The 13,508-nt window shown below is 37.2% G+C and carries 1 protein-coding gene; it reads right to left on the bottom strand.

What is annotated here, in order from left to right; all coding sequences use genetic code 11:
* A partial coding sequence (locus BBROOKSOX_RS06040; RefSeq protein WP_139660334.1) for a C80 family cysteine peptidase occupies positions 1 to 13,508 on the bottom strand: 13,508 nt, incomplete at both ends.

The following is a 13,508-nucleotide window of genomic DNA, read 5'->3' as shown; positions in this document are numbered from 1 at the left end:
CGTAACCCATAACAACAAGGTCTTGTTGTTTTTGTGCTTTATCTAATAGACTTTCTTCAAATTCTGGATCACGATCTAACATCTCTTTGCTAACAAAAATGGCGTGCATGCCTTTATTTTGGTTAAAGGCCCTCAGAGCATTTAGCGAGGTGTTTTTCCACTTTTTCAATTCTCTTATACCCTCTTTCCTAAATTTTTGTAAATAATCACGCATAAAGTATGAGGGTTCAGTCGACGGTGAATCAGGATTTGCTGGATCCATAACATAAAGCTGCCCATCTCTACCTACTAACATTTGCAAATCAACAATACTAAAATCTGGATTGCTTGCAAATTGTTGTAATAAAGCCTGAATGTCGACCAGTGTTTTGTGTGTTATGCGTTCTTCTTTAAGAGGATCCCACCCTGGTTTTACTAGAAATGAGTCATGAATACGCTCAACTAAAATACCATAGTGTTCTTGACCAGTTACGTCAATGATAGAAAGCGTCTTGAAATATTTTGGCGTTTTAACACCCATTTCTCTAAATTTATTAATCCACTCAACTTCGTTTGTTAATTGTTCAATATAATCGCTTTCTCCTGGATTTTCCCCCAGCTGTAAAAACAATAGATCGGGGTGGTTTTTTAAGGTGTAAGCAACTTTCGTACTGCCTTCGTTAATAGGATTGCCTATATCTTCATGAGTCAATGAATCGGGAATATTTAAGGCGGTTTCGCCATCTAAGCCCAATTTTAGATGATCTAAAACTTTAGCAATATTCTTAGAGCTTTGCGTTGTCCAAGTAGATCTCCCACGTAGATAATCCCAACGATAAATGATTTTTTGATCCTTCTCATTCATGGTTTTAGTGCCATCTTCGTTCACATGAATATCGCCCAATCTACCTGTAACGCTAGTGTCTCTTAAATACCTTCGAGTGTAAAGTTCTTTAGCGTAATTTTCACTCAGTGCTTGGTTTTTACAACCCACTAGCGCAGCACGATTCAAATAGGCTTGAGTGTCAATTGAATCTATCTTGTAGTGTCGCACTAATTGATCGGTGTAATCTGCTAACTTTGTTGCTCCCACTTGTTCCAATGCTTCTGGATGTCCAACAATATTGATTCGTACACTGGAATCAGGCTTAAATGCTTTATCCTTTGGAAAAACCAATTTTCCTTGCTCATTAAGTGTCGCAATAATACTGGTATCGGGATGTTTCTTAAACAATGCATTGGCGGCGTCTTTGGTAACCTTGTCTTCGCCAATGGATAAGATAATGTTGTATTTGTTTTTACCGTTACTTTCCAGATTTAAGGCTTCGTAACCCTCAGGCGTGTTGACACGGAAGACAGACTTGTTGCTTTCTTTCCAGCTCCATGTCTTGAGAAAATCAAGGCACTCTTTTTTTAAGTCAGCGCGTTGCTTATTGCTATCATGGGCAATAACTTCCACAGTCTCAAAAATTAAATTTTGACTGTCGTTTGGTTTATGAGCAACTTTCTTTTCACCTGTTACAGAATCATAGACAACAATGACTGTATTATTATTTTCTTTTGCATCACTTACTATTTTTTGTTTTAGCGCATCATCGAGTTTCTTATCGATGTAGATAATGTGATTGAGTGTTTCTTCGGTAAAGCGCTTGTGGTGTTCTAAAACAGTTTGTTTAAGTGCTTGCAAAGCATTTAACTGATCTGAATGTCCCCTTTCACTTGAATCAATACCCTGTGGATCCATAATATACAATTGACCATCTTCAGCAATAAGCCCTTGAAAATCTGCTACAACCAACGCAGCATTTTTTGCGAATATTTTTTGCAGATGTTGAATGTCAGCTAAAGTTTGATTGTTGCTACTATCAAGTATTTTTAACAAAGAATTTCCTGTTGGAATCAGACTTTTGTACGATAACCTTATATCTTGTGCGCCTTTAATTTTTTGCACGACTAAACCATGTTGCTTAGTGTTAAATTTATCTAAAAATGTGATTTTTTTGTAAAATTTAGGTGTTTTTATACCAAGCGAATCTAGTTTCTTTAAGTGTTTTATTTCTTCTTCAATCTCGCTGGCTTCAAAACCTGAGGTTAATAGCAACACCAATAAATCAGGTCTACCTTTAAAATTATAGGCAGTTTTAAATACACCTTCACCAACAACAGTTTCTGTATCTACATGATTGCTGTTTAATGTGCTTGGGATGTTACCTCCTTTGGAGTTAGCGCCACCAAGCTTTAAACCCTCTAATATTTCCCCCACACGCTTAGACTCTTTAGTTTGCTTGGTAATAACATTTAAATCACCATTCCACTGATAAATCATTTTTTCACTGCCTGTTTCCATGGTTTTGGTGCCATCAGGGTTGATTTGCATGTCGCCTTTTCTGCCGGTTATTTCGGCAGTTCTTAACTCAGGTGTGTCGTTATAAATGGCTTTAGCAAGGTCTTGGGTGAGATTCTGATCAATGCCATCGGTATTACAACCAACCAAGGCGATACGCTGAATGTCGGTGCCATCATTACCGTAAGTTTGTTGCAATATTTTGACTTTATCCGCTAACGATTGTGCACCTTCTTTGCTTAAATCAGCGCCATGATCAACAAAACTAAGGCGTACATTGCCTTTGGGTGTATAAAATCCATCTGTTGGTGTGATTAAATTGCCATCAGCATCAAAACGAACAATAATGCTATTGTCTGGATGTTTGTTAGCAAGATCTTGGGCAGCCTTGATTGCAATGTCGCTGTCGCCATTTTGAACGATAATATTGCTTCGGTAGTTGCTAAATTCTTTTTTGAGTGTGTGGCGAAAAATCATATCATCAGACACTTGAGGGGTGTCTTTGATTAAATCATTCATCTGATCTTTACTTATAAAGTGATTGTTTTCATCAACTATTACTTCTATTCTATCTATTTCATAGTCGGTTTTTGGCTGGTAAAGCACTTGAGTTGTGCCGTCTGAGTCGTAACTCATGAGCACAAGGTCTTGTTGTTGTTTTGCTTTTTTCAACAGATTTTTTTCAAATTCTGGGTCGTGTTCTAACATGGCTTTTTCAACAAGAATAGCGTGCATATCATTGTTTCTCTCAAAGGCTTTAAGGGTATTGAATGAGTCAGCCCTCCACTTTACCAAATTCTCTATATTTTTTGCTCTAATGTTTTGTACAGGGGTAGACAGAGAATCAGTTGATGGCGAATAAGTATTTGCTGGATCAAACACATAAAGCTGCCCATCTCTACCCATTAACATTTGAAAATCATAAATACTTAAATTTGGATGTTGTTCAAATTTTTCTAATAAATTTTGAATGTCAGTAAGTGTTCTGCGTGTAATGCGCTCCTCTTTAACCAGTTGTATAGAGTCTGGCCTTACCATCAATGCATCATCAATGTGTTCAACTAAAATGCCATAATGTTCTTGCTGGTTTTCGTCAATCATGGAAATAGTCTTGAAATATTTTGGTGTTTTGACGCCCATTTCTCTAAATTTATTAACCCAATCAATTTCAGTTTTTAATGCTTGAACATTAGAGCTTGACTGGCTTTCTTTATTTAATTGTAAAAACAATAGATTGGGATAAGCTTTTAGCTTATAAGCGTCTTTATCACTACCATTACCAACATGCTCTCCTATATCCTCATAAGTTAATGAATCAGGCAGATTAAAGGCGGTGTCATCATCTAACCCCAATTTTAGATGGTCTAAAACTTTACCAATATTCTTAGAGCTTTGCGTTGCCCAAGTAGATTTTTCAAGTCCATAATCCCAACGATGAATGATTTTTTGATCCTTATCATTCATGGTTTTAGAGCCATCTTCGTTCACTTGAATATCGCCCAATCTACCAGTAACGCTAGCGTCTCTTAAATATCTCCGAGTATAAAGCTGTTTAGCGTAATTTTCACTAAGTAGCTGGTTTTTACAACCCACTAACGCAGCACGATTCAAATAGGCGTGATTGCCTACTAAATCTATCTTGTAGTGTTGCACTAATTGATCGGTGTAATCTGCCAACTTTGTTGCCCCTACTTGTTCCAATGCTTCTGAATGTCCAACAATATTGACCCGCACACTAGAATCAGGCGTAAATGCTTTGCCCTCTGGGAAAACCAACTCACCTTGCTCATCAAGTGTAACAAGGACACTGGTGTTAGGGTGTTTGTCAAATAACGCTTTGGCGGCATTCCTGGTGATTTTATCTTCGCCAATAGACAAAATAATGTTGTGCTTGTTTTTGTTATTGCTTTTTAGGTTTAGGGCTTCATAGCCCTCAGCGGTGTTGACACGGAAAACAGAGTTGCTACTTTCTTTCCAGCCATGTTGCTTGGAAAAATCAAGGTATTTATTTTTTAAATCAGCACTTGGAATTATATTGTCACGGCTAATAACTTCAACGGTTACGAAATCTAAACTTTGACTGTTGGTTGGTTGGTGAATAATATTTTTTTTACCTGTTGCAGAATCATAGACAACAATGACTTTATTATTCTTTTCTTTTGCATCACTTAGTATTTTTTGTTTGAGCGTCTCACCAGGTGCATCCCAAAGTTGTTTGTCAATATAGACAATATGATCAAGTGTTTTGTCAGTAAAAAGCTTGTGGCGTTCTAAAATATAATGTTCAAATGTTTGCAAGGCATCTAACTGATCCGTGTTACGCTTAGTATTTTGAGGCGACATAACAATACCCATTGGATCTATAATGTACAATTGACCATCTTCGGCAATAAGCCCTTGAAAATCTGACACACTAAGATTGTCATTTGATGCAAATATTTTCTGCAAATTTTTAACATCTCTTAGGGTTTGGTCGTTACTACTATCAAGCACTTGCAATAGATGCTCGCTTAGTTGGACCTTTTTTTTGCGCATTAACTTTATATCATGTGCGCCTTTAATTTTTTGCACAACTAAGCCGTGTTGCCTAGTATTAGAATCAGATTCATCAACAAATATGATTTGCTTATGGCGCTTAGGTGTTTTTACGCCAAGCGAATCTAATTCCGTTAGCCATCTTGTTTCTTCTTCCATATCAGCGGCTTGATAGCGTGACTTTAACAGCAATACCAATAAATCGGATTGATCTTTAAAATTGTAGGCAGTTTTATAGGTGCCCGAACCAATAGCAGTTTTTGTATCCACTTGTTTGTTACTTAATGTGTCTGGGATGCTGTCTACATCAATGGTATCAGATGAGCCTTCAGAGTTAGCACCACCAAGCTTTAAACCCTCTAATATTTCCCCTACGCGCTTAGACTCTTTAGTTTGCCTAGTAATAACATTTAAATCACCATTCCACTGATAAATCATTTTTTCACCGCCTGCTTCCATGGTTTTAGTGCCATCAGGGTTGATTTGCATGTCGCCTTTTCTGCCCGTTATTTCAGCAGTTTTTAGCGCTGGTATGTTGTCATAAATCATTTTGGCAAAATTCCTAGTTAGACCTTGCCTGATGCGAGAAGTATCACAACCTACTAGGGCAATGCGATCAAAATAAGTGTTTTCATTGGCGTAAGCATCATAAATCTGCTTGACTTTATCGGTCAATTTCTCCATGCCATTTTCGCCTTCTGCAAAATTTTTTCCATGATCAACAAAATTAAGACGCACATTGCCTTTGGGCGTATAAAGTCCATCTGTTGGTGTGATTAAATTGCCATCAGCATCAAAACGAACAATAATACTACTCTCAGGGTGTTTATTAGCGAGGGCTTGGGCGGCTTTGACGGCGACTTCGCTGTTGCCGTTTTGAACGATAATGTTGCTTTGATAGTTGCTGAAATCTTCTTTTAGTGCGTGACGAAAAACCATATTACTGGACACTTTAGGATTGTCTCTTATTAAAGATTTCATTTGAGTTTCACTAATAAAGTGATTGCTTTTATCAACCATTACTTCAATTCTATCTATTTTATAGTTGGTTTTTGGCTCGTAAAGCACTTTGGTTGTGCCTTCTGCGTCGTAATTCATAACAACAAGGTCTTGTTGTTTTTGTGCTTTATTTAATAGACTTTTTTCAAATTCTGGATCACGCTCTAACATCTCTTTGCTAACAAAAATGGCATGCATGCCTTTGTTTTGGTTAAAAGTTTTTAGAACATTTAGCGAGGCGTCTCTCCACCCTCTCAAACCTTCTATACTCTTCATTCTAAATTGTTGTGAATTAGGGAGTGAAGACTGAATCGACGGCGAATTAGGATTTGCTGGATCTATAACATAAAGTTGCCCATCTCTACCTACTAACATTTGCAAATCAGCAATAATCAAATCTGGATTGTTTGAGAAATGTTGTAATAAAGCCTGAATGTCGGCCAGTGTTTTGTGTGTTATGCGCTCTTCTTTAAGGGGTACCCACCCTGGTTTTACCATGAATGAGTCATGAATACGCTCAACTAAAATACCATGGTGTTCTTGATTATCCTTACCAATCATGGAGACAACCTTAAAATATTTTGGCGTTTTAATACCCAATTCTCTAAATTTATTAATCCAATTAACTTCGTTTTTTAATTGTCTAACATAGTTTCTGTTTCCTAGGATTTTCCCTAGTTGTAAAAATAATAGATCAGGATGGTTTTTTAAGGTATAAGCAACTTTCTTGCTGCCTTTGTCAATAGGCTTGCCTATCTCCTCATAAGTCAATGTATCGGGAATATTTAAAGCAGTTTCATTATCTAACCCCAATTTTAGATGATCTAAAACTTTACCAACATTGTTAGAACTTTCCGTTGTCCAAGTAGATTTTTGAGATTCATGATTCCAACGATGAATGATTTTTTGATCACGATCGCCCATCGTTTTAGAGCCATCTTCATTGATATGCATATCACCTAATCTACCGGTAACGCTAGCGTCTCTTAAATATCTTCGGGTATAAAGCTGTTTAGCGTAACTTTCACTCAGCGCTTGGTTTTTACAACCCACTAACGCAGCACGATTCAAATAGGCTTGAGTGTCAATCGAATCTATCTTGTAGTGTCGCACTAATTGATCGGTGTAATTCGCTAACTTTCTCGCTCCCACTTGTTCTAATGCTTCTGGATGCCCAACAATATTGATCCGTACACTGGAATCAGGCGTAAATGTTTCACCCTGCGGAAAAACCAATTTTCCTTGCTCGTCAAGTGTCACAATAATACTGGTATCGGGGTGTTTGCCAAACAATGCTTGGGCGGCGTTTTTGGTAACCTTGTCTTCACCAATGGATAAGATAATGTTGTATTTGTTTTTACCATTGCTTTTTAGGTTTAGGGCCTCATAACTCTCAGCGGTGTTGACACGGAAAACAGAGTTATTGCTTTCTTTCCAGTCATGTTGCCTAGCAAAATCAAGGTATTCATTTTTTAAATCAGCACTTAGACTGACACTATCACGACTAATAACTTCAACGGTTTCAAACTCTAAACTTTGACTGTTTCTTGGCTGGCGAATAACATTTTTTTCACCTGTTGCAGAATCATAAACAACAATAACTTTATTCTTATTTTTTTCTGCATCACTTAGTATTTTTTGTTTGAATGCGTCATCGGGTGAGTCCCAAAGTTTCTTATCAATGTAGACAATGTGGTTGAGTGTTTTGTCGGTAAAGCGCTTGTGGTGTTTGAAAATATTTTGTCTGACCCCCTGTAAGATGTCTAACTGAGATGCATTATTCTCACTGTCTGAATGAAGATTAACACCCTGTGGATCCATAATATGCAATTGACCATCTTCACCAATAAGACCTTGAAAATCTGACACAAAAAGGTTGGGGTTTTTTGTAAATATTTTTTGTAAACGCGCAATGTCTTCTAAGGTTTGGTTGTTACTATTATTAAGAATCTTTGGTGATAAAGCCTCATTTCTGACCGTTAACCTTATCTCTTCTGCACCTTTAATTTTTTGTACAACTAAACCGTGTTGCTTGGAGTCAAATTCATCTACAAATGTGATTTTTTTATAAAACTCAGGTGTTTTCATGCCAAGCGATTTTAGTTGCTCTAAGTCTTTTATTTCTTGCTCAGCAATACGAGCACGATGGTATGTTCTTAATAACAATACTAATAAATTAGGTCGGTTTTTAAAATTATAGGCAGTTTTAAATGCACCTTCACCAACAACAACACTTGTGTCTACTTGAGTGTCATATAATTTATCTGGAATGCTGTCTATGTCTACGGTATCAGGTGAACCTTTAGGATTCGCATCGCCAAGCCTCAAGCCTTTTAATATTTCCCCCACACGCTTAGACTCTTTAGTTTGCCTAGTAATAACATTTAAATCACCATTCCACTGATAAATCATTTTTTCACTGCCTGTTTCCATGGTTTTAGTGCCATCAGGATTGATTTGCATGTCGCCTTTTCTGCCCGTTATTTCAGCAGTTTTTAACGCTGGTATGTTGTCATAAATCATTTTGGCAAAATCCCTAGTTAGACCTTGCTTGATGCGAGAAGTATTACAACCTACTAGGGTAATGCGATCAAAATAAGTATTTTCATTGGCGTAAGTATCATAAATCTGCTTGACTCTATCGGTCAATTCCGCCATGCCATTTTCACCATTGGCAAAATTTTCTCCATGATCAACAAAATTAAGACGCACATTGCCTTTGGGGGTATAAATCTCATTGTCTGATGTGACCAATTTGTTATTGTCGTCAAAATGAACAATAATGCTGCTCTCAGGGTGTTTATTGGCAAGGGCTTGGGCAGCTTTGACGGCGGCTTCACTGTTGCCGTTTTGAACGATAATGTTGCTTCGATATTTACTGAAATCTTTTTTTAGTGCGTGACGGAAAACCATGTCACTGGACACTTTGGGGTTGTCTCTTATTAAAGATCTCATTTGAGCTTTACTAATAAAGTGATTGCTTTTATCAATCATTACTTCAATTCTATCTATTTTATAGTTGGTTTTTGGCTCGTAAAGCACTTTGGTTGTGCCTTCTGAGTCGTAACCCATAACAACAAGGTCTTGTTGTTTTTGTGCTTTATCTAATAGACTTTCTTCAAATTCTGGATCACGATCTAACATCTCTTTGCTAACAAAAATGGCGTGCATGCCTTTATTTTGGTTAAATTCTTTTAGGGTGTTTAACGATGTATCTCTCCACTCTTGCAAATTTTCTATACTATTTTCTCTTTCGTTCTGTGAAAAATCAGACAAATATTTAGATGATGGCGAATTAATATTTAATGGATCTATGATATAAAGTTGCCCATCTCTGCCTAATAACATTTGTAAATCATCAATGCTTAAATTTGGATATTGATTAAATTTCTGTAATAAATTTTGAATATCGCTTAGCGTTTTGTACGTTACACGCTCCTCTGGAACAGGTAGCCACCCTGGTTTTGTTATCATTGTGTCATGAATGCGTTCAACCAAAATACCATAATGCTTTTGGTTATTCTCATCAGTCATAAAAATAACCTTAAAATATTTTGGCGTTTTAACGCCCATTTCTCTAAATTTGTTAATCCATCTAATTTCGTTTTTTAATCGTTTAACTGAATGCGCATCCTTTAGTCTTTGGTTTAATTGTAAAAATAACAAATCAGGATGGTTTTTTAAGATGTAAGCAACTTTCGTGCTGCCTTCGTTAATAGGTTCACCTATATCCTCATGAGTCAATGAATCAGGCAGATTAAAGGCGGTTTCATCATCTAACCCCAATTTTAGATGATCTAAAACTTTACCAATATTCTTAGAGCTTTGCGTTGCCCAAGTAGATTTTTCAAGTTCGTAATTCCAACGATGAATGATTTTTTGATCCTTGTCATTCATGGTTTTAGAGCCATCTTCGTTCACTTGAATATCGCCTAATCTACCTGTAACGCTAGCGCCTCTTAAATATTTTCGAGTGTAAAGCTGTTTAGCGTAATTTTCACTAAGCGCTTGGTTTTTACAACCCACTAGAGCAGCACGATTCAAATAGGCATGAGTGTCGAGTGAATCTATCTTGTAGTGTTGCACTAATTGATCGGTGTAATCTGCTAACTTTGTTGCCCCCACTTTTTCCAATGTTTCTGGATGTCCAACAATATTGATCCGTACGCTGGAATCAGGCGTAAATACTTTGCCCTTTGGAAAAACCAATTGTCCTTGCTTATCAAGTGTCGCAATAACACTGGTATCGGGGTGTTTTTTAAACAGTGCTTCGGCAGCGTCTTTAGTGACCTTGTCTTCGCCAATGGACAAAATAATGTTGTATTTGTTTTTACCGTTACTTTTCAGATTTAAGGCTTTGTAATCCTCAAAGGTGTTTACACGGAAAACAGCATCTCTGCTCTTCACCCAACCTTGTTGATCCATAAAATCAACACAGTCTTGTCTTAAATCAACACTTTGATTTTGGTTGTCTTGGGTAATGACTTCAATGGTGTCAAAGTCCAAATCTTGACTGTTACTTGGTTTATGAATGATTTCTTTTTCACCTGTTACAAAATTATAAGCAACAAGGGCTTTATTGCTTTCTTTCTGTAGATTACCTAGTATTTGTTGTTTTCGTGCATTGCTGTAAGATTTCCAAATTCTATTGTCAATATAGGCAACATGATTGAGTGCTTTGTCAGTAAAACGCTCGTGGCGTTTTAAAATAGTTTGCTCAAATCTCTGCAAAATATTCAAGTGAGTCGAATTATGTTTACTGTCTGAATTCATATCAACATCTTGTGGATCTATAATATACAGTTGACCATCTTCGGCAACAAGTCCTTGGAAATCCTGCACAAAAAGATTGGGATTTTTTGCAAATATTTTTTGCAAATGTTTGATATCTTTTAAGGTTTGATTATTGCTATTATCAAGCACATTTGACTGGGGATTAATATATGTTTTGCGCCTTAACCTTATGTCGTATGCACCTTTAATCTTTTGCACAACTAAACCAGGTTGCTCAATATTAAAGTATTCGTCTACAAATGTGATTTGTTTGTAACGCTTAGGTGTTTTCATGCCGAGCGAATCTAATTTTTCTAAGCACCTTACTTCATTTTCAATACTGGTGGCTTGACCGAATGACTCTAATAACAACACCAATAAATCAGGTTGATTTTTAAAATTGCGGGCAGTTTTATATGAGCCTGATCCAACAGTGGCTCCCATGTCTACCTGTTTATCGGTTAAGGTATCTGGAATGTTATCTATATCAATAGCATCAGCATCAGCATCAGACGAATCTTTGGAACTCACACAACCCAGTTTCAAGTTTTTTAATATCTCTCCCATGCGTTTGGATTCTTCGGTCTGCTGGGTAATAATATTTAAATCACTGTTCCACCGATAAATCATTTTTTTACTACCTGTTTCCATGGTTTTAGTACCATCAGGGTTGATTTGCATGTCGCCTTTTCTGCCGGTTATTTCGGCAGTTTTTAGCTCAGGCGTGTCGTTATAAATGGCTTTGGCGAAGTCTTGGGTGAGGTTTTGATTAACACCATCAGTGCCGCAGCCGACTAAGGCGATACGCCCAATGTTGGTGTTGTTGGTGCCGTAGGTTTGTTGCAGTATTTTGACTTTATCTGCTAACGATTGTGCGCCTTCTTGGTTGAAGTCGGTACCATGACCGACAAAATTAACACGGGTATCGCCTGTTGGCGTGTAAGCTTCGCCTTTTAGAGTAACAAGATTGCCATTTTGATCAAATTTGACAAGGATGCTGGTGTCAGGGTGTTTGTTGAATAAGACGTTAGCTGCTTTGATTACAACAGGATCGTCACTACTTTGAATAATGATGTTGCTTTGATAGCTGCTGGACACTTTGGGCTTGCCTATATCCTCATGAGTCAATGTATCGGGAGTATTTAAGGCGGTTTTATCGTCTAATCCCAATTTTAAACGATCTAAAACATCACCAATATTCTTAGAGCTTTGCGTTGTCCAAGTAGATTTTTCAAGTTCGTAATTCCAACGATGAACGATTTTTTGATCACGATCGCCCATCGTTTTAGAGCCATTTTCATTGATATGCATGTCACCTAATCTACCGGTAACACTAGTGTGTCTTAAATATGTTCGAGTGTAAAGCTGTTTAGCGTAATTTTCACTAAGTGCTTGGTTTTTACAACCCACCAGGGCAGCACGATTCAAATAGGCGTGAGTGTCTACTGAATCTATCTTGTAGTGTTGCACTAATTGATCGGTGTAATCTGCTAACTTTGTGGCCCCCACTTTTTCCAATGTTTCTGGATGTCCAACAATATTGATCCGTACACTGGAATCAGGCGTAAACGCTTCGCCGTGTGGAAAAACCAATTTTCCTTGCTCGTCAAGTGTCGCAATAATACTGGTATCAGGGTGTTTTTCAAACAATGCATTGGCGGCGTCTTTGGTAACCTTGTCTTCGCCAATGGACAAAATAATGTTGTATTTGTTTTTGCCGTTGCTTTTTAGATTTAAGGCTTCATAACCCTCAGCGGTGTTGACACGGAAAACAGACTTGTGGTTTCTTTTCCAGTTATGTCGCCTGGCAAAATCAAGATATTCATATTTTGCATAAGCACTTAGACTGATACTATCACGACTAATAACTTCAACGGTTTCAAACTCTAAACTTTGACTGCCGCTTGGTTCGTGAATAATATTTTTTTCACCTGTTGCAGCATCATAGACAACAATGACTTTGTTATTATTTTTTTTTGCATCATTTAGTATTTTTTGTTTGAGTGTATCATCGGGTGGACCCCAAAGCTCCTTATCAATGTAGGTAATGTGGTTGAGTGTTTTGTCGGTAAAGCGCTTGTGGTGTTTTAAAATATTTTGTTTGACCCCTTGTAAGGCGTTTAACTGAGTTGAATTACGCCTACTGCTTGAATGAAGATCAACACCTTGTGGATCTATAACATATAATTGACCATCTTCAGCAATAAGGCCTTGAAAATCTAACACATAAAGGTTAGGGTTTTTTGTAAATATTTTTTGTAAACGCGTAATTTCTTCTAAGGTTTGGTTGTTACTCTTATTAAGAATCTTTGGTGATAGAGTCTCAGTTCTGTGTACTAACCTTACCTCTTCTGCACCTTGAATTTTTTGTACAACTAAACCGTGGTGCTTGAAGTGGAGTCTATCTACAAATGTGATTTGTTTATAGCGCTCAGGTGTCTTCATGCCAAGCGAATCTAATTGTTCTAAGTATTTTATTTCTTTCTCAAGAATATGAGCATGACGGTCTTTCCTTAATAACAATACCAATAAATCAGGCCGGTTTTTAAAATTGTGGGCAGTTTTAAATGCGCCTTCACCAACAACAACTCTTATGTCTACTTGTGTGTCATGTAATTTGTCTGGAATACTGTTTCCTTCAGGGTTCGCATCACTAAGCTTCAAGCCTTTTAATATTTCCCCCACGCGCTTAGACTCTTCAGTTTGCTTGGTAATAATATTTAAATCACTATCCCACTGATAAATCATTTTTTCACTACCTGTTTCCATGGTTTTAGTACCATCAGGGTTGATTTGCATATCGCCTTTTCTGCCGGTTATTTCGGCAGTTTTTAGTGTAGGCGTGTCGTTATAAATGGCTTTGGCGAAGTCTTGGGTG

Source organism: bacterium endosymbiont of Bathymodiolus sp. 5 South (assembly GCF_900128535.1).
GTDB lineage: Bacteria > Pseudomonadota > Gammaproteobacteria > PS1 > Pseudothioglobaceae > Thiodubiliella.
This window is presented reverse-complemented; position numbering and strand designations above follow the sequence as displayed.